The organism is Shewanella sp. SR43-8 (assembly GCF_014163775.1).
Classification (GTDB): Bacteria; Pseudomonadota; Gammaproteobacteria; order Enterobacterales; family Shewanellaceae; genus Shewanella; species Shewanella vesiculosa.
Genome location: NZ_JACJDX010000002.1, coordinates 344,878 through 369,664 on the forward strand (window position 1 = coordinate 344,878; position 24,787 = coordinate 369,664).

Below are 24,787 nucleotides of genomic sequence, written 5' to 3' on the forward strand. Positions count from 1 at the left end.
AGGTGTTTGTAATGCAACAGCTTATTCATCGGATTTGGTATCAAGGTCATCAAGCCAAATGGTTATTACTGCCATTGTCCGGTTTATTTTGGCTCATATCTACTATTCGCCGTGGACTGTTTCGTTTTGGGCTTAAACAGGCACAAGTGTTACCCGTGCCTGTGATAGTGGTCGGTAATATTACCGCTGGTGGCAGTGGAAAAACCCCCACAGTGATTTATTTAATTGAGTTATTACGCCAACATGGTTACAAACCTGGTGTGATAAGCCGAGGTTATGGGGTGAATATTGATGGCGTAATGGCTGTTAATCATCATGCCAAAGCCTGTGAGGTTGGTGATGAACCGGCCATGATAGTGGCTCGTACTCAAGTGCCTATGGTTGTTGGCGCCAGTAGAGTTAGTGCCGCTCAGGCTTTACTTAGTGAGTTTGATGTTGATGTCATCATTAGTGACGATGGTTTACAGCATTATGCTTTGGGGCGTGATATTGAAATAGCCTTGGTCGATGGTGAACGCCGTTATGGTAATCATTGTCTATTACCCGCAGGTCCGTTACGAGAAGGTTTGTGGCGTGTAAATTCGGTTGATTTTATCATTAACAATGGCGGTCCGGCTTATGACGGTGAAGTGTTGATGACTCTGGAGCCAGCGCCGCTTTGCCAGATCAACAGTCTTCTGCACCATGAATTTAGTCAGCAGGACAGTGTGGTGGCTATGGCTGGCATAGGTAATCCACAACGTTTTTTTAGTAGTATTAGCCAGTTAGGCTATAAAGTAGTACAAACCGTTGAGTTTGCAGATCATCAGGCTTTTGACGCAAAGCAATTAAACGCGTTATCTGTGCAACATTCATTATTAATGACTGAAAAAGATGCGGTTAAATGTCGCGATTTTGCACAATCAAACTGGTGGTATTTACCTGTAAATGCGAAGCTTAACTCAGAATTTGATCACGCATTGTTGAGCCGACTACAGCAAGTGGCTCAAACTAAAAAAGGATTGTCTCATGGCATTTGATAAAAAATTACTCGAAATTGTGGCTTGCCCAGTATGCAAAGGCAAGCTTGAATACGACAAAGAGTCACAACAGCTTATCTGCAAGTTTGATAAGTTAGCTTACCCTATTACCGAAGGTATTCCGGTTTTGCTGGAAAATCGTGCTACAACCTTAGTTTCTGAATAACCCTAGTTACTGAATACCCTTAGTTATTTAATAACGTTAAAATAGTAACTCTGGGTATAATATGATTAAGCGTCCGTTGGACGCTTTTTTTATATTCATTAGGCCAGCATCACGATGTGTTTGTTTGATTTATTTGTGCGTTTTATGTGGAAAGGCTTTAAAACTGTTTATTTGCGCTGATGTTATGTTAGGTAAGCACATCTAATAGTGGCTTAGTGGCTAATTTACTTTTAGGGCTTTACAGCATAAAAAAAGCTTGCCGATAAAGGCAAGCTCATTAACCTCTTGAGACCATCACATCAGGTTAATTATATGACGCGATATGATTTACCTTGATAAACCGTCAACGATACTAAGTTTACCTTTGGGTGGATAAATCTTGATATAAGGTTTCAATCCATTTATCTGCAGTGATAAATTCCCAGCTCCAATCAGCGTATTTTTCTGGTACACCTTGTTTTTTGATGCTGGCTAAATCGTGCCCTAGTTCAATTTCACCGCGCATCCAATTAATGCTGTCATCTAGCATATGCTTAAATTTAAACAGTGCATTTTTATCGGCTAAATCGCCATGGCCTGGGATCACTTTGGTGTTGTTGTCTAAACGATCCAATATCAAGCTGACGTTTTCACGATAACCCGTCACCGATCCTCCGGCATCTAAATCAATGTATGGGAAACGATCTTTGAAATATAAATCACCCATATGAATAATATTAGCCTTTTGCCATATCACTACGCTGTCACCATCAGTGTGTCCGGGACCCAGATGGATAATCTCTAAGGTGTCTTGGTTAAAATGAATGGATATATTGTCTCCATAAGTGATAACAGGCAGGGCTGAGGAGGCGATTTTATTTTGTGCTTGAAGACGCTTGAGAACATTATGGTGAGCTAAGATTGTACCTTGTTCACCAAAGTGAGCATTGCCGCCAGTATGGTCTGCATGGTAATGAGTGTTGACTATGTACTTGGGAGCACCTGGTTGAATTTGATTGAGTGCCGCGGTAATTTTATCGGCTAAGGGGGCATATTGGTCGTCAATGATCAATATGCCATCACTGCCAGCAGAAACTCCAATGTTGCCTCCAGCACCAATAAACATGTAAGTATTATTATCGAGTTTTTTCGACTTAATGGTCACATCATTAAATTTATCATCAGCCATGGCAGCTGTTTGAGTGAGTGCTAGCAAAGCGAGTGCACTGAGTCCGATGATATGACGTTGAAATCTTAATTTCATTATTATTCCCCATTGCTGTCTTAACAATTGTTTTATTGTTACTAGTACTGCCTAGGTTAACAATTTGATCACATATACAGCAATGATAAATCATACAAAGGTCTAAAGTATCGGTTCGCTAGCTTACACTGGTTCAGAGCACTTAACGCTAAGTATTAAGTGCTCTGATGTCTTAGTCCGAGTAGCTATTTTGGCCAAATGGGTTTAATACCTAAAACTTATTGCGGCTTAATGCTGTTAGCATGCACTAATCGCTTTAGATTAAAGTACCTAGAAACTACTTGGTCCACGGGAGTATTTTTTGGGCAAATGTATTCGATACTCCTAATCTTATCGCGGCTTTATGGCGCATGAGATACAAGGCTTGGTAACATAATGGTACTAAATATAAGCTAGTTACCGTTGAAAAGGTTAACCCACCAATAATGGCAATTGCCATAGGGGAATAGGGGGGGCCACCGCCGCCAATCTGTGTATCTCCCATTGCTAAGGGAACTAACCCCAGTACCGTGGTGGCCACTGTCATTAGTACCGGCCGAAGACGTGTAATACACACACTGATAATCGTGTGACTTAGTTTATCTAAATCAGGTGTCATTTGATTGATTTGATCAACCAATACAATACCGTTATTCACCACAATGCCCATCAAAATAAGAATTCCAATCATCGACATTACCGACATGGGTGTGCCGGTTAACCACAATGCCCAAAATACTCCCGTTATTGAGAACAGAATTGAGGTGATAATAGCGGTAGGTAACAATAATGACTCAAACAACGCTGCCATGACGATATAGATCATCGCAATCGCCAAAATCATATTGACGACCATAATTGACTGGTCTTCATCTTGGCGTTCAAACCCACCCCGCAGTGAGTAGCCGTATCCATAAGGGAAGTTGACCGAGTCCATGACTTGAGTGATTTTAGTTTGGGCTTCTTCGGTTGTCATATCCTCAAGGTTTGCGCCAATGGATAATGCTGTTTGGCGGTTAAAATGACGAATAGTATCAAATCTAGGAACTACAGTGGCTTCGGCTAAACTGTCAAGGGTGTAGACTCGGTCACCTTGGCGAATAATCGGTAGCTGTTTAAGTTTTTCAAGCGAGTTTTGCCAGCTTTTGTCATAGGCCAGTTCAATGCGGAGTTCGCCGCTAGGATCATGGCGAAATGAACGTAATTGCGAGCCTCTTAACGCGATCGCAATATTTGAAGCAATATCACTTAAGGTTAAATCCAGTCTGGCTGCCATTTCGCGGTTTATCACCACAACCACTTCTTGCTGAGCGCCATTCACTTCCGAGCGCACATCAACTAAGCCCTCAATATTGTCGAGTAATGGCATAACTTGCTCACTGATCCGGATGAGCTCGGTTGTCGAGCGTCCAGTTAAGGTCACACGGATACCGTTATTTTCATTGCCCCAGCCAAACTGAGGCGTGGCAATGGAAAACTTAGGGAAGCCTTCGCGGATCATTTTCTTTAGTTCGCCAATATCTATCGGGATGTCTTTTTGCAATAAAATGGTCGATTGCGCATCTTGCGGCGCGTAATAACTGTAAACCGCATCAATGTAAAACTTTTCTTTATTGCTATATAAGTAGGTTTCCATGCTATTAATCATAGCTTCGGTAACCGCTAAATTATGCCGACCCTCTAATTGATAATTAATGTACAAACGGTCATAACCTTCCCCGTCACCCTGATCTTGTTTCACCATGCTTAACGGCAATGCGGTTGACACTAATATTGCTAAGGCAATGACTCCAGAACGTTTTGGCCGCGTTAAAATCCAAGTGAGACTGCGCTCATAAAATCGTCCCAAACGGTTATTGTCTGTAGTGGTTTCGACATCAAAATGAAAGTGATTGAGCATCAATGGGATCAGGGTTTTAGCGACCAACAACGATGCTGCAAGCGAAATACAAATCGCTACAGCAACATGTTCTAAAAAGATGGTTAGCTGCACTTTAACGCCAAAAATATTCGGTAAAAACACGATGGCAGTGGTTAAGGTACCCGCCAAAACGGCTAAAGAAACTTTATCCACGCCAGTTAACACGGCTTGTTGGTTCGCTTTTCTCTGACAAGTATCGTCAATGTGTGCGGCTTGTTTTTCTTGCAGCACGCTTTCGGTGACAACCACTGCATTATCAATCAGCATGCCGACGGCTAATAACAATCCCATCATAGATAAAATATTTAAGCTGTAGCCTAAAAAGTACATACCGGCCAATGTCATACATAGAGAAATCGGTACAGATGAAATAACCACTAAGGTCATTTTAAGGTTATGTAAAAATAGATACAGCACCCCAAATGATAATACTGCTCCCATCAAACCAGACAACAGTAAGTCTTTTAACGATGATTTAACCCCATAGGCTTGATCTTCCATAATGAATAGCTTGATGCCATTAAATTGCTGATCTTGCTTAACCAGCTCGATGACCTTGAGTACCCGATCAGATACTTCAACTAAATTGGCGCCTGACTCTTTAAATACATCAATTCCCACAGCATATTTTTGGTCTAAATGTCGGCCTTCAATTTTTTCTGGCAGGGCATAGCTCACCATAGCGATATCTTGCAGACGAATACCCGGTACAATGACCAGATTATTAATGTCATCAAGACTGGTAAACTCACCTTTTGGCGAGACTTGGTACACTCTCGAGTCTTCTCTTAATGTACCGGCACTAATGACGAAGTTTTCCGCGAGTAAACGCGAGCGTAAATCGAGACTGTTGAGGCTTGATGCCACTAATTTATCGGCATCAAGGCGGATTTCAATCTGCTTTTGTTCAACACCATAAAGAGTGACTTTCGACACGCCATCAACGCGTTCAAGTGGCTTGCGTAACTGTTTATCCAATAAATCAAAGGCATTTGATAGTTCGCGCTCGCTTGATATGCGGATAGTGAGCACTGGCATATCGGCAGTTGAGAACTGTTGGATCATCACCCGCTCGACATCTTTGGGAAGTAAATGTCGTACTGAGTCTATTTTCTCACGCGCTTCAAGGCTCTTAGTGGCAACATCTTCACCCCATTTCATGTTGAGCTGTATAAAAGCACCATCTTGAGTCGAGTCGGAGCGCACCTCTTCAATGCCGCTCATGGTGGCAAGTGACTCTTCCAGAACTTTAGTTATATCGCGTTCAACTTCTGCTGGGCTAGAGCCTTTATACGGGACTTGCACCACAATTTGTGGAATATCAATCCCTGGAAACATTTCTAATGGCAGCATTCTACTGGCCGCCATGCCAAATAACATGATGGCTAAGAAGAACATACAGGTGGTTACGGGGCGTTTTATGGCTAGCTGAGTGATATTCATGCTGGCGTCTCCGCAGTATTCAGCTCATCATCATTTTGGGTGTATTGTTTGCGGTCAAATAGCGCATATAAGGCAGGAATAACCAGCAATGTGAGCAAGGTAGACATGCTTAAACCAAAAATTACTGTAATCGCCATGGGCGCGCGGACCTCACTGCCATCGCCAATCCCTATTGCCATAGGCAATAAACCTAACGTTGTGGTTAACGTGGTCATCATGATAGGACGCAAGCGAGATTGCGCAGCTTGATTAATTGCCGTGAGCTTATCCATGCCTTCTTGACGCAGTTGATTGATGCGATCTACCAATACAATGGCATTATTGACCACAATCCCTGCCAGCATAATTAAACCAATAAACACCACGACACTTAAATGAGTACCGGTAATAAATAAACCAATAATGCTGCCTGCTACGGCCATGGGCACAGCAATCAAAATTAATAATGGGTGTAACAAGGATTCAAACTGGCTGGCCATCACTAAGTACACTAAAAAGATAGCCAAAACGAGGGCAATTTTTAATGAGTCAAATGATTGTTCCATTTCTTCATTTTGGCCACCAAATCTGGCTTGAATAGAACTTGGAAATTGCTGTTGAGTCAATATTTGCTGTGCTTGAAGTACGGCTTCACTTAAATCGCCGTAGGCCAAATTCGATGACACGATAGCCACGCGTTGTTGGCTAATACGGTTAATCGCTGACGGACCAATTTGTAAGTCAATGGTAGCGATGGCACTTAACGGAATAGGCTGGGCGCTATTGGGGTTAATGATTAATGATTCAATGTCGCTGATCTGATCGCGCTCATTTAATTCACTGCGCACCAAAATATCCACTTTACGATCACGCACGGTGAATTGGCTGGCAATAGTGCCACCGACACGTTGAGCAATACGGTTAGCGACAGTGGGTGCATCCATACCTAACGCAGCAAGGCGAGCATGATCAAAGCGAATGCTGATCTCTGGCTGCCCGTCACGTAGGGTGGTATTGATGTCACTAAAGCGATCTGATTCAGACAAGGCTTTTACTAGCTGATCAGCACTTTGCTTAAGTTGCACTAAATCATAACCTGATAACTCAATTTCAAGCGGGGTTTTGAAACTGAATAATTCAGGATGCTCAATCTGCGCTTCGAGTTCGGGGATATTTCTGGCGGTATTACGCAGTATCTGACTAACCGTAGTAAAGGCTAAAGGATCATTTAGTACCACTTGTAATCTGCCCCAGTTTTCACCGCCTCGAGCAGTATCAGATGTCATTAATCCGCCGCTGCCTGCTTGACTATAGGCATGCTTAACATCCTCACGGTCTTTAATCGATAAGGCTAATTGTTGTAATACCGCATCCGTTTCACTGACTTCTGTGCCAGGTGGTAATAAAATTTCGACATAAAACTCACCTTGATTCATTGGCGGAATCAACTCAACACCGAGCTTAGGCAATAGACTAGTTGATGCCAGAGTTATCACTAGCGCAATGACAAGGGTGAAGACTTGGTGGCGCAGGACATGGTGAAGGACTCGGTAATAAAATGATTCTACTATGCGGTAGATGACATTAAATCCAGCGCAAATAGGTTTAAGTAATAGGCCAAAAACGCTACTTACAAAACGACTAATAACGATAATAGCGGTTAACAATCCAGCGGGTAAGTAGCTAAATAGTAGCTTAAAGGGAAAGCTCAACACGGCTAATAAGTAATAGCCAATTTTACCTTTACGGCTAGTCGGTTTTGGTTTTATCGCGACTTCCAGCGGTTGCGGCAGACTGGTAAAACCTTGGCGTGAAGCCAGCATAGGAATCGCTGTTAAGGCGACAAACAATGAGGCGAGCAGGGCAAAGGTGACAGTGAGTGCTTGGTCGGCAAATAAAGCGCCTGCGATACCATCAACAAACACTAAAGGCACAAATACTGCCAGAGTGGTCAGGGTTGAAGCAAAAATGGCCCCAGAGACTTCTTTACAACCCGTGACCGCAGCCTCAATTTTACTCATGCCTTGAGATTTATAACGATCAATGTTTTCTAATACCACAATCGCATTGTCGACCAGTAAACCAATAGCTAATGCAATACCACCTAACGACATAATATTTAAGCTAATATCAGCAAAATACATCATATTGAATGTCGCAATAACTGAAAAGGGAATTGAGATTGAGATGATAAGTGTGGCAATAATATCACGTAGAAACAGGTAGATAACTAACATCGCCAGTAAACTGCCAAATAACGCAGCTGAGGTCACTTCATTCACGGCACTTTCAATAAATTCAGATTGGTCGTAAATAATCTTTAACTGATTCTGCTCACTTGCTTGGTTAATTTTATCGAGTTCTGTGCGTATTTTTTGCGCTACCGCAACAGTATTGGCGTCACCTTCTTTGTAGATCGCCAATTCAATCGATTCTACTTCGCCGATGCGAGTAATGTCGCTGCGTTCTTTATAGGCATCACTGATATCAGCAACATCAGATAATCTGACTAAGGTTTGACCATCGCGATAAACAATGACTTGGCCTAATTCTTCAAGAGAGTTAAATTGATTTAAGGTTCTGACTAAGTATTCTTTATCACCTTGGATCACTTTACCTGCCGATAGGTTGATGTTCTCTTCATTAATTCGGCGCTTAATTTGGTCGGCATTCAGATTGAGTTGGCTTAATTTTTGTTGATTTAATTCAATGTGAACTTCTTGTTCTAATCCTCCCGACAACCTAACTGCAGCAACCCCCGATAAGGCTTCTAAGCGGCGTTTTAATTCTTCATCTGCAAAGGTACGCATTTGCTTTAATTGCTCAGCATCGGCATCAGGCAATGAAAAAGCTAAGCGCATAATGGGGTCAAGATTGGGGTTAAAACGCAATAATAATGGCTTATTAATGTCTAATGGCAGCTCGATAGTGTCGATTTTTTCGCGGACTTCAAGGCTCGCCATGTCCATATTTGTGCCCCATTCGAACTCGAGTACTACATCAGACATACCGGAGCGCGAAATTGAGCTGATTTTGCGTAATCCTTTAACCACGCCAACAGCTTCTTCAATCGGTTTTGAAACAAGCTGTTCAATTTCAACTGGCGCCGCGCCATCATAGGCCGTACGGATAGTGACACTGGGATAGCTTAAATCGGGTAATAATTTTACCGCAAGGCGAGAAAACCCAACCATACCAAAAAGCATCACTGCTAGCATGAACATCCACACAGTAACCGGGCGGTTAACAGACGTATTGATTATCGACATTATCCCGCTCCGTTATCGAATAGCAGCGAAGCTAAGTGGGGTAATTACTTCTACCAAGGCTTGGTCTTTAAGATTTTGCTGACCGCGGATGACGATTTGTTCGCCCGCTTCTACGCCTGATAAAATTTCTACTGTGTTATTTTCACGAAAGCCCAAACTCACTTCTCGTCGCTGGGCCTTAGCGTCTTTAATCACATACAAAGCTTGAGTGTTGTCTTGGTTGATTAAAGCGTTATAAGGTACTGTAAGTACATCTAAGTGGGTGTCGTATTTAAGCTCAACCCGTGTAAACATGCCTGCTTTTAATGTTGCATCTTCATTAGGTACGGCTAATGTCACTTTAAAGGTGCCGCTTTGCGCATCTACAACAGGGCTAATTCGCAGTACCTTAGCATCGATAATATTAGATGTTGTCCCTTGATGTTGTTGAATAATACTGGCTTGTTGCCCAATACGTAAGCTAGCAAGTTGCTGCTCTGGCAAATGCAATATACCGTAAAGCTGGTCCTGGTTTACCACATAAAACAGTTCTTGAAACTCTTTGGCCATATTGCCGGCTTTGACATAACGTTCGGCAATAACGCCATTAATGGGCGAGACAATTTGGCTTTCCTTAACTTGTAATTCGGCTAAGTCACGTTGCGCTTTCGCTGCCTGTAAATTGAATTCGAGTTTAGCCATTTGATCTTGGCTAATAAACTCTTTGTTATTCATTTTATTTAAACGATTTAGTTCTTGTTGAATAATTTGCACTTCGGCTTCAGAGCGATTGAAATCATAACGCTGACGTTTGGCATCAATTACCGCAAGTATTTGCCCCTTAGTCACTCTGTCGCCTTCTTCAACATTTATAGTTTCAATAATACCTGCAATACGGCTCATCACATGGGATTCCTGTGGTGCCTCCAGTGTTGCTGTCGTGCTGTAAAAAGAAGAAACATTGCCTGTGGCGACGAGTGCTGTTTCGACCGGAATAGCAAATTTTTGTTCTTCTTTTACTTGCTCTTCTTCGCCAGTGCAACCGCTAAGCGCTGCAATACAAAGTAAAGGGAATACTATTTTTTTCACGTTGATGAACCTATCCATGTGGTACCTGCCAGTATTCTATATGTAGTTAAATGACGTGAGTCAGCTTATGTTATGCCTAAGTAAGTAAACGTCACGTGTTATTTGTTATCAATGTTAATTAACAAACAGTTAAGCACTAAATGTGCCATATTTTATTATCTATATATAACAGTGGTTTACATTTTGTATTTCGATGAGGTTAGTCATATTGACAATGTTAAATTGGTGAAAATAATTAATTGTTGGTCTAATAGATTAATTGGGATTCATCACTATTGAGTTCATCAGTTACTGTGTTTGTTCTTGGTATAAAAGTGAGTGCATCCGTATCTAACCGTAAGTAAGGGCTAGGTATTACTGATTAAAGGAATCGCTATTTTTTCTTATTAGTATTGCTATAAACGGGATGGCTTAAATGATGAAGTAAAGCTAAAAACTTTATGTGCTAAGTGTAAAAAGTTAAATGTGAATAATCAATAATCAATAATCAATAATCTTTTCAGTCGTAGCGTAAAATGGATAATTAATAGTGCAATCCAGAAATAGTAGCGGTAATTAAAGATAATGAAATTTCATGGGACACTGTGTAAGCAAAATTTATTGTTAAAGTGTCACACGATAAAACATCCTTGATGATGCAGTATTGTTACTTCTAGATTTTTATGAGGAAATTATATTTATAAAGTTAACTAAGCTGAAGTAATAAGATTTTTATAACTATAACTATAACTATAACTATGGCTGAGAATGATAATGGCTTTAAGATTGAATGGTTAAGGTGGCGGGTGACGTTAAAGGGCTGTAATAATTAAGGTTCAGCTTAACAGTAAGCTGAACCTTAATTATGAGAATAATGTTAACTTAATATTATTTCAAATCACTCAAATAAAATTTAAGAAGATTTGTCAGTGATGATAAAGTCAACTCGACGAGTTTTTGAACGCTCAGAGCTGGTTAGTTTAACACCATTATCTTCAATAATTTTAGTGCTAGAAACTAACTGGTCGTATGACGCACCCAAAGAAACTAAGTACTCTACGATTCCATCAGCACGACGTTGTGCCAGTGCTTTATTGTACTTTATAGTACCTTTATCGTCGGTTAAACCTTGAATGTTAAGTTCTTTATCGACGTGGTTAGCTAAATAAGTAGCAACGCAAGACATGTGCGCATCAAGCTTACTGTATGACTTATCGCTATTCAGTTCGAAATACACAGGTCTAAATCCTACAATCATTTCATCATCTGTTTGTAAGGTATATTCAATACACTCTGGAGAAATTGAAAATGTTTTGATGGGTTCTGATACAGTAACGGGTGCTGATTGACAGCCCGTAAGTGCTAATAACACAACACCTGCTAATGAAAGATTGATCGGTCTCATATTTGACTTAATCCTTTAAAACTGTGGTCCATTAAAAAGAAGACGTAAATTACCGATTATGTTTTATTGGGTCAATAGGAAAACGATATTTTTGATGATTTGATATTTATTTATCTTAATAAGACATACTTTTTAATGTGTTTTTATTTCAATACATACTAATGGGTAGTTAATTTAAACTGATTTATATAAAATTTATTTTGCTGGTTTTTAAATGTTGTTTTTTGAGTTTGCTTGCTGCAACATATTGTGGTTATTTTGATTCACTAGGACGTTAGTTTACATACTTTAGGATAATATCAAGGGATTAACCTGTACTTATGGATAAGAGTAAAACACCAAATAACTTAGCTGAAGACAAAACTGTCATAGCAGGATTAGACAATTCTGAAAATAATGCTAACAAAGTTAATTTGATTGGCAAATGTTTCAAAAATCGATATTTAATTGAATCAAAAATTGGTCATGGAGGTATGAGTGATATATACCGTGCCAAAGACCTGTACTTAGAGTCGTTGAATGTCAGTGAGCCATTTGTTGCAATAAAGGTATTATTGCCTCAGTTATCTGATATACCCGAAGCTCAACAAGTCCTGATTAAAGAGTCGGTGCAAACCCAAAAACTCTCTCATCCAAATATCATCCGAGTGTATGATGTTGATACTGATGATGGCTTTCACTTTATGGTCATGGAGTGGTTAGACGGTGAATCATTAGACCAAGTCATTAAACGTTCCAAACCGATGGGGATTAATTTCAAAGGATCAATGAAAATCATTGATCAGATAGCTTCAGCCTTATCGTATGCGCATCATCAAGGTATTGTTCATACAGATTTAAAACCATCGAATATTTTCCTGACTCGCCAAGGTAATATTAAAGTCTTCGATTTTGGTGTTGCAAAAAACTTGCAACAAAGAGAAGACCGCTACGCACTTGCTGAGGTAGATCAAGACTCATCATTAACAGGTTACACTCCAGCATATGCTAGCTTTGAACAGCTAACTGGCGAAGATGCTTGCGCGGAAGATGATATTTTTGCTTTTTCATGCATTAGCTATGAATTGCTAACAAGTAAACATCCCTATCAGCGTGTCGCAGCAAATGAAGTTGACATTACCAAGAATAAATTGGTCAAGCCAAAGCATATCAGCATGTCTTTGTGGCCTACTCTCAAAAAAGGCTTGGCACTCAAAAAGGCGCAACGAGCATCATCAATTGATCAGATAATCAGCACTTTACACCGTAAAACTTGGCCGATTTTAACTGCCATTGCAGCAGGTACTATTTTGGTTATTGGGGGATTTCAAATTCAACAATACTATCAAGTGCAATTAGATAACTTGAATAATAAAGTGGCGATAACAAATAAGGCAAAAAGTGAAGTTCAAGCATTTGAGTTTATCCCAGCTTCAGACTTATTAGCCCGAATTGACAGTATTCCTGAATCTAAAAGCATCATTAAAAATGGTCTATTAAAAACACATCAATCAGAAGTGTTGGATATCGTTGAACAACGTATTGCTTCCTTACCTAAAAGTGATAATGGCCTCTATCAGGATTATGTAAAAATAGCTGAAGTTATTAATGATATAGAGCGTTTTTATCCTGATTCAGTTCGTTTGCTGCAAATGAAAAATCAAGCTGAGCGAAGTAAACAATTGGTTGTTGATGCTCTGTCTGAACGTTTGAGTCTTTTATTATCTCAAGCTCGTTATAACGAGCAAGGGACCAATAATATTAAGGCTATCGTTGATGGACTAAGCTTTGTTGAGCCTAATTATGTATATCTCGCGAGTAATGAAGAATATACGCTCTATGCAAGCACCTTTGATAGTGCATTAAAGAAACACGATATTAATCAAATTAGCGAACTTATCACTACCGGTGAAAATGTGTTTGCAAACTATCCTGAAGCTAAGTCTTTAATTGCCTATGGTGCACAATTAAAAGTTGCCGTAAAAGCATTGAATGAATATCACAATGCGACGGCAAAAGGCAAAACTGTTGATTATCCGTATGACGCCGCTGAGGTTTATTATCGGGATACATTTGAGCAATTAACCGCAAGACTAGAAGCTATTGATGATCCCAAAGATCTACATGAATTTGATAAAGAAGTAAGAGATCTTGCCACAAATTTACCTGATGATTTTGATCCCCTACTGACGCTTGATAAACGTCTCGCGGCGTCATTTTTACGCCAGGCAAACGTGTATCTAGAAAAGCAATATCTGAAAACTGCCAGAGAGTTATTTGCTCGGGGTAATGAAATGTATGAACGTCTTAATGGTGTTCAACGTTTATAGCTCTGTAGTGATTGATCAATCGTTGTATGTTGATGAAGGAAGATGTAATAAAAATGGAATTATCGCTAGAGATTTTGAGCTATCACAGGTTATCTCCTGAGCAAATTATAACAAAAACAGTTATTAATACTTTAACGCTAGGTCGCTCAGATACGTGTGATTGGCATTTACCCGATCCTGAAAAGGTGGTTTCTGGTACTCATGCTCGGATCACTAAGCGCAGTGACGGTTTTTACATTGAAGACTTATCAACTAATGGTTTATACGTTAATCGTGCCGTTGAAGCCTTGGGCAGCAATCGTGAACATAAAATTGAGGTCGATGATTTATTCACTTTTGGTGATTATGAAATCAGTGCTAAATTGCAGAGTTTACCTACCTCTGAACACACTCATCAGCAACCCAGTGTACAACATGCTCCTGTTGCAACGACCTTGGATGATCATCATGCGTTACCGACTTCATCCTCATCAATTCTTGATACTGGGTTTGAGTCTGATTTAGCTGGATTTGATTCTGCAATGTTGCTCAAGCAATCTCGGCAACAATCAGCAGGTCTATCGCAAATGAACGCTGATTTACAAGACCACTTTCAACCACCTTTATCTATCCCTGAAGAATGGGATAAGGATATTTTTGGCCAACATTCTCAAGCACGTCCTAGCTCTACTGTTGCGCCAGAACCCAAAGTGGAAGTTGCTCAAGCGCCTGTGATACCTGTTGTCGAGACTAAAATAGCAAAAGCAGACGTTAAAAAAGATGCTCCTGTGATACCTGAATCAAAGCCCTCGATAAACACTCAAATTACTTCAGCATCAGTGTTAAGTAAGGCTTTTTTTCAAGGTATGGGAGTAAATCAACAAGACTATGAAAAGGTGCTAAGCGAAGAATTGATGTTTGAATTGGGTAAGAGCATGCAATCTATGTTAACCGGACTCATGGATTCTTTACGCCAACGTTCAAAGCTTAAAACTGAGTTTCGAATTAATCAAACTACTTTTCAGCAACAGGAAAATAACCCATTAAAATTCTCAGCCAATATTGATGATGTTTTCCAAAATTTATTTTTAAGAAAAAGTGCCAGCTTTTTATCATCACAACAAGCTATTTTCGAGGCATTTAATGATGGCCGAAAACATGATGCTGCATTAACGGCTGGGACGTTAGGCGCTATCAGAGGGTTATTAAATCAATTAGATCCTGAGTCTATTGAATCTAAAACACAAAGCCAATCTCTGGCAGACATGTTAGTACCAGGACAGAAACAAATGCGTCATTGGAAGCTATATAAAAGCTTACACTCAGATTTGAAACACGAATTTATGCAAGACAGTGCTGCAGCATTATCAGATGATTTTGTTAAAGCATACGACAATAAAATCAAAACGTTATAATTTATTAAGGGCTATTAAATGACATTAAAGTTAGGTCTATACCGAATCATATTAGTAAGCTTTTTATTACTTAACTCTGGTTGTAAAACAATTAATGCAGTTGTTCCTCCATCAACAGACGTTACGTTTAATGCCAGTGCTGACATTAATCCAGACATTAATAATCGACCATCACCTGTGGTGGTTAAAATATTTGAACTATCGTCACGGACTATCTTTGACACGCAAGATTTTTTTACCCTTGATGAGTCTGCTGAAAGCGTTCTTGGTCCCGATCTTATCCGTAAAGATGAGTTGGAATTACAACCATCAGAAACCCGTGAATATGCGATGACATTGGGACAAAACACACGGTTTGTTGGGGTGATAGTCGCCTATAGAGATATCGATTCCTCTCGTTGGCGATCGGTCGTCGCCGTCGATCCTACTGGCTATGATGATGTCACTATCAACATAGAAAAAATAGCAGTGTACAACTCTGAAAAGTAATCGTTGTGAATAAATAGGGAAATTATGAGCGATTTTAGCCCAATAGCATGGACAGAGGGCATGTTTCTTCGTCCACAACATATGCAGCAGCAAGAGCGTTTTCTGCAGCATCAGCAAGCGCGTATGGCCAAAAATAATAATCCACTGGCCTGGGGGATTGTAAGCTACGAAGTCAATTATGGCTTGCTTCCGTTAGGGCAGTTTGGTTTAGACCGTATTGATTGCGTATTTCCGGATAATACTCTGGTTTGCTTACCAGAGCAGAGCCCATTGCCGACATCTATTACAATCCCAGCAGGAACACTTGATCAATTGGTCTATCTCGTGCTGCCTGTTGCCAAAAGTAATGGTGTCAATATTTCATCTTCTGAGCAGAATCAAATTACCCGTTACATCTATGAGGATCATAACATTGTTGATACCAGTGTTGGCTCAGATGCAATGGAAGTGCTACAAGTGGCAAAATTGGACTGCCGTTTCAAGTTACAGAGTGAAGATCGTTCTGGATATGTGTCTATTGCCATCGCTCGTGTTATTGACGTATCAGAGGAAGGCGTAATTCGGTTAGATAAAAAGTTTATTCCTGCATGCACAGGCATCGAACACATTAAAACCTTGATGAATATGACCACTGAAGTTACGGGCATGATTAATCAGCGTGCCGAAGCGATTGCGGCTCGATTAAGTCAATCTCAAGGGACTTCAAGTTCGATTGCCGATTTTTTAATGTTGCAGCTTTTGAACAAATATCAGCCTATTTTTGAACATTACGCGATCGTTAATCATATCCATCCGGAATTGTTATACCGCACATTAATCAGTTTCTCAGGTGAACTGTCAACATTTAGCAGTCCTAATAAGCGTCCGCCTAAATTCCCGACTTATCAGCATGATAATTTGACCTATGTTTTTAGCAATACAATGGTCATTGTCAATCATGGCTTAAGCAGTGTATTAGAACAAAGTGCTACGGAACTCATTCTTGAGAAGACCAAATTTGGGGTATATTTCTCGACTATTGCAGACAAGAGCATGCTTGATAATGCTGAGTTCATTCTTGCTGTTAAAGCTAATGTGCCGCATGACGAGCTACGTCAGCGTTTGCCTTCGCAAATCAAAATAGGCTCAGTTGAAACAATCCGTGAACTGGTTAATAACCAATTAGCAGGCATTGGCATTTCAAATTTACCCGTTGCGCCAAGACAAGTGCCATATCACGCTGGTTATCACTATTTCCAATTAGATAAAAATAATAGCCATTGGATAAAGCTCAAATCGAGTGGCGGTGTTGCTATGCATATTTCTGGCGCATATCCAGAGTTACAACTTGAACTTTGGGCTGTGAGTATTTAAACGCCAAAACATTAAGGATAATTTTGTGAACGATAAAACCATCGTTAAACCTCGTCCAGGGAAAGGGGCGGGTATGGCTGGCAATAAAACAAAAGTCGATGATGATAGTCAAAAAACTCTGATCCAAGAACAGCGTAATGATAATCGGGATAATCGCTCGCAACTTAGTCTATCGCAAAATCCGTTAGTTGATTTTGCGGGCACGCTATTATCGATCTGTACTCAATTACGAAACAGTACCCAGCATGATGACGTGAACACATTACGGGTACATTGCGTTGAGTTGATCAAGCATTATGAACAGCAGCTTCGTAATGCAAACTTAGCATCTGATGACATTAAATCTGCCCGATATTGCCTGTGTTGTTTTATCGACGAAGTTGTACTCAATACGCCTTGGGGAGAACAAAGCTATTGGGCATCTGACAGCTTACTGTCGACTTTTCATCATGAAACCTTAGGCGGTGAGTATTTCTATACTTTACTTGATGCATCGCTGCGTCATCCTGCAGAAAAATGTAATTTGCTTGAACGCATGTATTTATGTTTAACCCTGGGTTTTGTCGGAAAAATGAGAGTTGAACCTCAAGGCGATCAAAAACTTGAAGCATTACGGGAAAAAACCTACTTAGCGATTCAATCCTGTAAAGGCGACTTCCACCGTGAATTATCTCCTGGGTGGCGACAGAATATTGTGCCAAATTTAACCTTTCAACAGCCATTTCCTTTATGGGTGATTGGGGCATTATTTGGCGTGGTCATATTATTTATTTACATGGGCTTTAGTTATAGCATTAACCATTATTCATCAGTCGCTTACAAAGAATTAACCTCAATAGTTCCATGGGAAAAAACCGTCGAAGCGCAGCAACAAATAAGCCGTGATGAAGCCTTATTGCTGCAACAACTGTTACAAACCGAAATAGGCAAAAATCTCCTCGAAGTAGAGCAATTAAGTGACCGAGTGAGGATCCGCATTGGTGCTACTGAATTATTTGCGTCAGGTAGCACCCAACCTCGTTCAGATTTTGAAGCCATTCTCGCTAAAATTGCCCGCACACTTGAGAGTACTGATGGCAAAATATTGATCACGGGTCATACCGATGATGAACCAATTTTTACCTCTAAATATCCATCAAATTGGCATCTTTCGCTGGCTAGAGCCACATCAATTGCAAATGTTCTCGCTAATAACGCATCGTTAAGTGGTCGTCTATGGCCTGAGGGGCGAGGGGAGTCTGAGCCTCGTGTTGTTAACGATAGCGAACAAAATCGCGCGTTAAACCGTCGAATCGAAATCGACTTATTGTTTTAATGTGACATAAAGGAATAACATAAATGTCTTTGAAATCAATTGGCAAGGGAATTGTCGATACACTTAAATCTAAATGGACTATTACCATTATAGGTTTTCTGTGCTTAGCATTACTCATTTGGTTTGGCGGCCCATTGGTGGCAATCGCCGGCTATGAGCCATTAGCCACCGCAGCTTCGCGGATTATTCTATTACTTGTTATTGTTATCATCTTTGGGGCAATCCATTTTTCTCGGCAGTTGAAGAGCAAAAAGCAAAGCGAGAAAATGGTTGATAGCTTAATTAATGGTGAAGACGATAATAGCGCGTCGGGAGATGATTCTGCGAAAGGTGAAATCACTGTTTTACAGAATAAAATGACCCAAGCGTTAGATATTCTCAAAAATACCAAGCTCACTAAAAATAAAAGTATTTACGAATTACCCTGGTATATCATGATTGGTCCACCAGGAAGCGGAAAAACGACTGCAATTCAGCATTCTGGTTTGGAATACCCATTAAAAGAAAAAATGGGTGTAGACATGATTGAAGGTGTCGGCGGCACAAGACACTGCGATTGGTGGTTTACTAATAAAGCAGTATTAATTGATACGGCCGGTCGTTATACCACTCAAGATAGCCATGTAAAACAAGACTCTCGTGCATGGCAAGGATTTCTGGGATTATTAAAAAAATACCGTCCAGTTCGCCCCATTAATGGTGTCATCATCAGCATGGGCATGTCTGATTTATTAAACCAAACTAAGACAGAAAGAAACTTACATGCTCGCGCAATCAAACAGCGATTACAAGAGCTGCAAAATCAGCTTGGTATGACTTTTCCTGTGTACGTATTGTTTTCTAAATCTGATTTAGTTGCAGGTTTTAATGAATTTTTTGACGATTTAACTAAAGAAGATTGTGAGCAAATTTGGGGTATTACCTTCCCTCTCAATGCCGATACCGAAGACACTGATATCGTCAGTTCATTTAATAAGGAATTTCACGATTTATTACTTAATTTAAACGCACGACTCAATAGCCGTTTGAAAAATGAGCGAGACCTAGAGCGCCGTGCTGCAATTTATGAATTTCCTAAACAGCTGAGATTATTACAAAGTTCTGCTGATGATTTTTTGAAAGAAATTTTTGCTCCCAATGCCTATGAAGAAGCCCCATTATTACGCGGTGTTTATCTCACCAGTGCGACTCAAGAAGGCACCCCAATAGACCATCTTTCTAGTCATTTATCCAGTGGGATCAAGAGTAAAACAAAAACATTTGCAGCCAATAAACAACGAAGCTACTTTATAAAACGACTGTTAGAAGACGTTATTTTTCCTGAGAAAAACTTAGCATCAACCAATCGTAAACATACCAATCATAACCGACTGTTACGAAAAGTCTCAGTGGGCGTGGCCGCTGGCGTCACCTTGCTTGCAAGTTATTTTTGGTGGCAAAGTTATGATTGGAATCGCAAGTTGATTGATGATACTTATCAAGGTGTTAGTGCCTATAAAACCATTACAAATGGTGGGTTAAATGCTAAGTCAGATGTGATTACATTAACCAAAGGCTTAACCTTAATTCGTGATCTACCTGTGGGGTTTGGAACCGATAAGGCCGAGGACGCACAAACCTTTGGTTTGTACCAAGGCGATAAGCTCAAGCAGCCTGCTACAGCCGCTTACCATCGCGCACTAGAAACGCATTTGATGCCTTTCTTACAAACCGTGCTAAGTGAAGAAATGGATGCCAATGGTGATCATCTTAATTATTTATATGAAACATTAAAAACATACTTAATGCTCTATTTCCCTGAGCATTTTGATAAGAGCGATGTTCAAGTGTGGTTTTCCGCTTATATTGATAGAAACCTTGTTGGTGATGTTAATCGTGATGTGCGGGTACAACTCAACCAGCATATTGATACCTTGCTTTCTTTGGGGATTCGAGGTCATCAGTATGACAGTTCGACAGTTGATAGTGCTCGAGTTAATTTAACCATGTTGCCACTGGTTGAACGAGCTTATCAGCGTTTGAAAAGTGATTTTGCAAATAGCAGTATTCCAGACTTTAAGCTGGTCGACATGTTGAGTTTAGACAGTTTAGATGGGCTGATGTTTATCAGTGGCCGTCAATTCAATCAGGGTATCCCAGGGCTTTATACCTTCAATGGTTTTCATGGCATTTTTAATATAGAAAAGAATAAAATAGTTAAGAATCTAACTGCCGACAGCTGGGTTTATGGAGACGATTTAGTTGATTTAGATGAGCAAGCTAAAGCGCTGATAACCCAAGAGTTAGAAAAGAGATATATTCGTGATTATATTTTTTATTGGGAAGATTTCTTAAATGATATCGCGATTAAACCCTATTCTACCCGCGAAGAAGCTGAGCTCGTTACGGCAGCGCTTGCCAGTCCTGATCAACCGATAAAGACCATTATTGCCGCAGTACAGAAAAATGTGAATTTAACCAAACTGCCGGCAGAGTCGAATAATTTAAAGGCTGCAGCTGAAGTGGCAGATAATCTGTCAGATATCGCCTTTCGTTCTAAAAAAGCACGCTTAAATCGCTTGTTACCAGACACTGATATTACATCAGAGGAGGATTTACCCGGCCAAGATGTTGAATATGCTTTTGCTGAGCTGCTTAAAATTAATCTTGCAGACATTGATAAGATTCAAACCACCATACGAGCACTTAATCGAAATTACACTAAGTTATCATTGCAAGCTGATGGACAAGGTAATGTAATCAATCAAGCCACAGAAGAAAGCTTTGCTCAATTAGGCATGGCTTTATCTGAGCAATTGATTGATTTACCAAGTCCAATCAATAATTTACTTAGTGATGTTGCATCCCGTACACGCTCATTTGCCAAATCAAATCAAAGTCAGCGATTTAACGGTATTTGGCGGTCGCAAGTATTGGCTGAATTTAACCGAGCCATTGCTGGACGATACCCATTTGATCGTAAATCTAAAGAAGATGTCAGGTTAAAAGATTTTAGTAAGTTTTTTGGTTACGGCGGTACTTTAGATAAATTTTGGGATCAATACTTAGCCGCTCATGTGGATACCAGCAAAAAACCTTGGCGTTTTAAGCGTAATATTGGCATTCGTAATGACATCTTGGAAATGTACCAGCGCGCTGAAACCATTAAAGAAGCATTTTTTGAGCCAGGCTCTAGGCAGCCTATTGTCAATTTTTCATTGGAACCTGAATTATTAGATCAGAATGTGAGTATGTTTTTATTTGAATTAGACAGCCAGCAGCTTAAATACCGTCACGGTCCTACTCGCAAAGAGTTATTTGTTTGGCCAGGTCCTGGGGCAAATAACGAAACTCGAATTGCATTTTCACCGCCTAATGGTGGTCGCTCAATCAACAAGAAGTATGAAGGTGAATGGTCATTCTTTAAGTTATTGGATGAGTTAAGTAAAAAGCGTCCACAAACTAAAAAAGATGGCAAATTACTTATTGACCTTAAAGGTTACAGTGCTGTACTTAAATTGACAGCAAACAGTGTTAACAATCCATTTTGGATGGCAAATATGGAGACGTTTAGATGTCCTGCGAACCTTTAACATCAGTAGGTTACTGTGGAAAAGTCCCGTCAAAAGGTGACTTTATTCAGCAGAACTTGAATGTTGATTTTCTAAAAAATTGGAATGACTGGCTACAAGCTGTTATTGCGGTGAGTAAAGAACAAACTGAACATAATTGGTTGGACTATTACCTCACAAGCCCTATATGGCACTTTTCGTTATCTGCAGGTGTTTGCTGTGATCAAGCTGTTGTAGGCACAGTGATTCCTAGTATCGATCATGTTGGGCGCCACTATCCATTTACGCTGGCCGGATTGCACAACCAATCTGCTTTAAGAGGATGGCAAGAAAATCAGTGGGTTGATGTTTTTGAAAAACATATATTGCAAGTTCTTGAAGATGAAACTGTTCTAGAGCATTGGCTCGAAACTATTACTAAAGAGCCTCTTTCTGTTGCTGCTAATAACGACAGATTTGTCGAAAATGAATCTCTAGACCGAAATAAGAAAGCATGGGTATTTCAGGGGGATAACTCACCTGATGTACTGTTATTACTGGATCAGCAATACCGAAAGCGCTTTGATTGTTACAGTATATGGTGGACTGAAGGATCTGATGAAGTAGGGCCATGCACTATCATCACAGAAGGCTTACCGCAAATAAGTCAATTTATCTCTATGTTAAATGGTCAATGGGGACAACGTGGTTGGAATACTGCGGAGCTTATTAAGGAGCAAACTCCATGCACTTAAGTCACGCATTAACTCATAGAGGAACCGTTAGAGAAATTAACGAAGATGCTTACCTTGAGTTACCACATTTAGGTGTCTGGGTCGTTGCTGATGGAATGGGTGGACATGCCGCCGGAGATGTCGCCAGTCAGTTAGTTATCGACGGCATCCAGCAGGCTGTTGAGCACCTTGAAGCAGAAACAATTACTTTAGAGGTGTTAAAAAAATCACTAATTGATAGTAATCGTATATTACAGCAAATGAGTGAACATGATTTTGATGGCAAGGTAGCTGGCACCACAGTCGTTGTGCTGTGGCTATATCAAGATAAATATCATTTGCTATGGGTTGGCGATAGTCGGATTTATTTGATGCGTGATCAGCAAATGAAGCAAATGACTAAAGATCATAGCCAAGTTAATGACATGATTGATGAAGGGCTTCTTTCTCCTGAAGAGGCGGAGACACACCCTTTAGCTAATGTGATCACGCGAGCGGTAGGTGTTGATACTCAATTGGACATAGACTACCGAACCGATAAGGTAAAAGATGGTGATGTTTTTTTACTCTGTAGTGATGGTTTAAACAAAGAACTAAATGATATTGAGATTGAAAGAACAATAAAATCTGGAAATATTATTGATTCAGGATTAGCACTACTTCACGCTTCATTGGTCAGAAATGCAAGAGATAATGTTACGTGTATTTTAGTCAAGAACTCACATAAGAACATTAATATTATCGATGATAGCGATAAAACCATACCGATATTTAGTCACATTTAATAAGTTGTCCTTATAATAGAGAATATAAATGGGTTGTAACGTTAATATTTATTATAAGTGTTATTGTTTTTTGTATGGACAACATTACTTATGATGTAATTCTTTTGGGTGTAATTATTTCGAATGTAATTACATAGGATGTTTTTTGTTTTCTTTATTATCCATTGTGATTAGGTGTGGGCAATATATCTTATTTTAGTTCTATTAAAGACTATTAAGTATTGTTTTTGAAGTTCTATACTTTTATTATTGCACATTAAATCATTTTTATTCAGGGATTGAATTAGATTGAGTAAGCTAAAGAATTTAACTATCGATGAATTAATTCTTCCCATTACCATAGATGCGGAATCTGGAGTTGATCCTCGCGAAGATATTAGTCCAACCTCAACGTATTATTTACTTAAGGACGTGCGCAATATTGCACGCTCTAAAGAACGAAAAGCGTTAACCGATGAAGAAGATGTGTTATCCGTCTCGGTTGAATGGCGACCGATATTTGAGCAAGTTCCGAATATTTTAAAACAACAATCAAAAGATATCGAATATGTTGCTTGGTTTATCGAGGCGGCATGTCGATTACATGGGTTCAAAGGGTTGTATTTTGGTTTTACCCTAGCAGCAGAATTAATCGAGCGCTATTGGGACACGCTTTATCCCACACCAGAGCCAAATGATTTAGCGGAGCGAATTGCACCGCTGATTGGGTTGAATGGAATCGAAAGTGAAGGTTCCCTAATTCATCCAATAAGAACGATCCCTATCACCGATGGCGGAATTGTTTACTCGACTTGGCAATATGAACAGGCGCTAGATACAAGTCGCTTAGATAAAGATAAGCAAGAAAAGCGCTTCGATTCTGGTTCAGTCTCACTTGAAGACGTCGAGCAGAGCATCAAGGAAACCTCCGACAGTTTCTTTATCGAGCTTGATCGCGATGTACAAAATGCTATGAGTGCATTTAGCCGTTTGTCTGCTTCAATGGATGACGCGATGAGCGGTGATCCACAACCGACGAGTTATATTCGCAAAGCGTTAGAAGCCTGTGCACTGCAAATTAGTTCAATTACAGCACCAATAATTGCAAAGAATAAAGCTAACTTAGCGCAAGAACAACAGATTGACGAACAGCAAGACGGTGATACTACTGCTCATCATTCAACGCCTTCAGGTGTTGAAGGACAACTTAATTCTAGGGCACAAGCTATTAGTCATCTTGAGACGATAGCGGACTTTTTTCGACGTACTGAGCCACATTCGCCAATGTCTTATGCTATTGAGCAAGTCATACGCTGGAGTGACCTAAGTTTGCCCGAGTTATTACAAGAATTAATCCAAGATGGTGAAGCAAGAAATGGCTTTTTCAAGTTATCTGGAATAAAAACGGAAGAATGATCTGTAGTTGAT

General features: G+C 40.0%; 16 protein-coding genes. 11 read left to right on the forward strand and 5 right to left on the reverse strand.

The features are described 5' to 3' along the window. Positions 1-11 precede the first annotated feature (11 nt). A complete protein-coding gene (gene lpxK, locus H5114_RS03995; RefSeq protein WP_182722273.1) occupies positions 12-1,019 on the forward strand; it encodes a tetraacyldisaccharide 4'-kinase in 1,008 nt (335 codons plus the stop codon). After that, on the forward strand, positions 1,009-1,185 hold the full coding sequence (locus H5114_RS04000; protein ID WP_182696916.1) for a Trm112 family protein: 177 nt from the start codon (positions 1,009-1,011) through the stop codon (positions 1,183-1,185). The genes lpxK and H5114_RS04000 overlap by 11 nt, the downstream gene beginning before the upstream one ends. Before the next feature lie 358 nt (positions 1,186-1,543). Here the strand turns inward: H5114_RS04000 and H5114_RS04005 are convergent, their stop codons facing one another. The 5 genes from H5114_RS04005 to H5114_RS04025 form a co-directional block, all read right to left on the reverse strand. Next, a complete protein-coding gene (locus H5114_RS04005) occupies positions 1,544-2,428 on the reverse strand; it encodes an MBL fold metallo-hydrolase (RefSeq protein ID WP_182722274.1) in 885 nt (294 codons plus the stop codon). Between the two features lie 277 nt (positions 2,429-2,705). Continuing rightward, a complete protein-coding gene (locus H5114_RS04010; RefSeq protein ID WP_182722275.1) occupies positions 2,706-5,771 on the reverse strand; it encodes an efflux RND transporter permease subunit in 3,066 nt (1,021 codons plus the stop codon). After that, positions 5,768-9,019, reverse strand: a complete 3,252-nt coding sequence (locus H5114_RS04015; RefSeq protein WP_124015775.1) for an efflux RND transporter permease subunit — start codon at positions 9,017-9,019, stop codon at positions 5,768-5,770. The genes H5114_RS04010 and H5114_RS04015 overlap by 4 nt, the downstream gene beginning before the upstream one ends. A gap of 12 nt (positions 9,020-9,031) precedes the next feature. Continuing rightward, complete coding sequence (locus tag H5114_RS04020; RefSeq protein WP_182722276.1) at positions 9,032-10,105, reverse strand: efflux RND transporter periplasmic adaptor subunit; 1,074 nt, start codon at positions 10,103-10,105, stop codon at positions 9,032-9,034. Positions 10,106-10,979: 874 nt separating this feature from the next. Beyond that, positions 10,980-11,471, reverse strand: a complete 492-nt coding sequence (locus H5114_RS04025) for an OmpA family protein (protein ID WP_182722277.1) — start codon at positions 11,469-11,471, stop codon at positions 10,980-10,982. A 320-nt stretch (positions 11,472-11,791) separates the two neighbouring features. Between H5114_RS04025 and H5114_RS04030 the strand changes: the two genes are divergently transcribed. From H5114_RS04030 to tssA, 9 genes are all read left to right on the forward strand, one after another. Then, positions 11,792-13,780 carry a serine/threonine-protein kinase gene (locus H5114_RS04030; RefSeq protein WP_182722278.1) on the forward strand — a complete coding sequence of 663 codons (1,989 nt, stop codon included), beginning with the start codon at positions 11,792-11,794 and terminating at the stop codon, positions 13,778-13,780. A 53-nt stretch (positions 13,781-13,833) separates the two neighbouring features. After that, complete coding sequence (gene tagH, locus H5114_RS04035) at positions 13,834-15,174, forward strand: type VI secretion system-associated FHA domain protein TagH (protein WP_182722279.1); 1,341 nt, start codon at positions 13,834-13,836, stop codon at positions 15,172-15,174. Between the two features lie 18 nt (positions 15,175-15,192). Further along, the gene (tssJ, locus tag H5114_RS04040) at positions 15,193-15,663 is read left to right on the forward strand and encodes a type VI secretion system lipoprotein TssJ (RefSeq protein WP_124015780.1); all 471 of its coding nucleotides are present in this window, start codon (positions 15,193-15,195) and stop codon (positions 15,661-15,663) included. A gap of 24 nt (positions 15,664-15,687) precedes the next feature. Then, positions 15,688-17,016, forward strand: a complete 1,329-nt coding sequence (gene tssK, locus H5114_RS04045; RefSeq protein WP_182697089.1) for a type VI secretion system baseplate subunit TssK — start codon at positions 15,688-15,690, stop codon at positions 17,014-17,016. A 25-nt stretch (positions 17,017-17,041) separates the two neighbouring features. Further along, positions 17,042-18,331 carry a type VI secretion system protein TssL, long form gene (gene tssL, locus H5114_RS04050; protein ID WP_182722280.1) on the forward strand — a complete coding sequence of 430 codons (1,290 nt, stop codon included), beginning with the start codon at positions 17,042-17,044 and terminating at the stop codon, positions 18,329-18,331. A gap of 23 nt (positions 18,332-18,354) precedes the next feature. Further along, entirely contained in the window at positions 18,355-21,903 is a 3,549-nt protein-coding gene (tssM, locus tag H5114_RS04055; RefSeq protein ID WP_182722281.1) for a type VI secretion system membrane subunit TssM, read from the forward strand. Then, positions 21,885-22,616 (forward strand): type VI secretion system-associated protein TagF, encoded by a 732-nt coding sequence (tagF, locus tag H5114_RS04060; RefSeq protein ID WP_182722282.1) that lies wholly within the window; start codon positions 21,885-21,887, stop codon positions 22,614-22,616. Before tssM ends, tagF begins: the two co-directional genes overlap by 19 nt. Then, positions 22,607-23,380 (forward strand): PP2C family serine/threonine-protein phosphatase, encoded by a 774-nt coding sequence (locus H5114_RS04065; protein ID WP_182697092.1) that lies wholly within the window; start codon positions 22,607-22,609, stop codon positions 23,378-23,380. Before tagF ends, H5114_RS04065 begins: the two co-directional genes overlap by 10 nt. Positions 23,381-23,668: 288 nt before the next feature. Then, positions 23,669-24,775, forward strand: coding sequence for a type VI secretion system protein TssA (gene tssA / locus H5114_RS04070; RefSeq protein WP_124015786.1), 1,107 nt, complete (start codon positions 23,669-23,671; stop codon positions 24,773-24,775). Positions 24,776-24,787: the final 12 nt, after the last annotated feature.

Coding starts and splice junctions, on each gene's coding strand:
- lpxK (WP_182722273.1), top strand. CDS start 12: ATGCAACAGCTTATTCATCGGATTTGGTATCAAGGTCATCAAGCCAAA.
- H5114_RS04000 (WP_182696916.1), top strand. CDS start 1,009: ATGGCATTTGATAAAAAATTACTCGAAATTGTGGCTTGCCCAGTATGC.
- H5114_RS04005 (WP_182722274.1), bottom strand. CDS start 2,428: ATGAAATTAAGATTTCAACGTCATATCATCGGACTCAGTGCACTCGCT.
- H5114_RS04010 (WP_182722275.1), bottom strand. CDS start 5,771: ATGAATATCACTCAGCTAGCCATAAAACGCCCCGTAACCACCTGTATG.
- H5114_RS04015 (WP_124015775.1), bottom strand. CDS start 9,019: ATGTCGATAATCAATACGTCTGTTAACCGCCCGGTTACTGTGTGGATG.
- H5114_RS04020 (WP_182722276.1), bottom strand. CDS start 10,105: ATGGATAGGTTCATCAACGTGAAAAAAATAGTATTCCCTTTACTTTGT.
- H5114_RS04025 (WP_182722277.1), bottom strand. CDS start 11,471: ATGAGACCGATCAATCTTTCATTAGCAGGTGTTGTGTTATTAGCACTT.
- H5114_RS04030 (WP_182722278.1), top strand. CDS start 11,792: ATGGATAAGAGTAAAACACCAAATAACTTAGCTGAAGACAAAACTGTC.
- tagH (WP_182722279.1), top strand. CDS start 13,834: ATGGAATTATCGCTAGAGATTTTGAGCTATCACAGGTTATCTCCTGAG.
- tssJ (WP_124015780.1), top strand. CDS start 15,193: ATGACATTAAAGTTAGGTCTATACCGAATCATATTAGTAAGCTTTTTA.
- tssK (WP_182697089.1), top strand. CDS start 15,688: ATGAGCGATTTTAGCCCAATAGCATGGACAGAGGGCATGTTTCTTCGT.
- tssM (WP_182722281.1), top strand. CDS start 18,355: ATGTCTTTGAAATCAATTGGCAAGGGAATTGTCGATACACTTAAATCT.
- tagF (WP_182722282.1), top strand. CDS start 21,885: ATGTCCTGCGAACCTTTAACATCAGTAGGTTACTGTGGAAAAGTCCCG.
- H5114_RS04065 (WP_182697092.1), top strand. CDS start 22,607: ATGCACTTAAGTCACGCATTAACTCATAGAGGAACCGTTAGAGAAATT.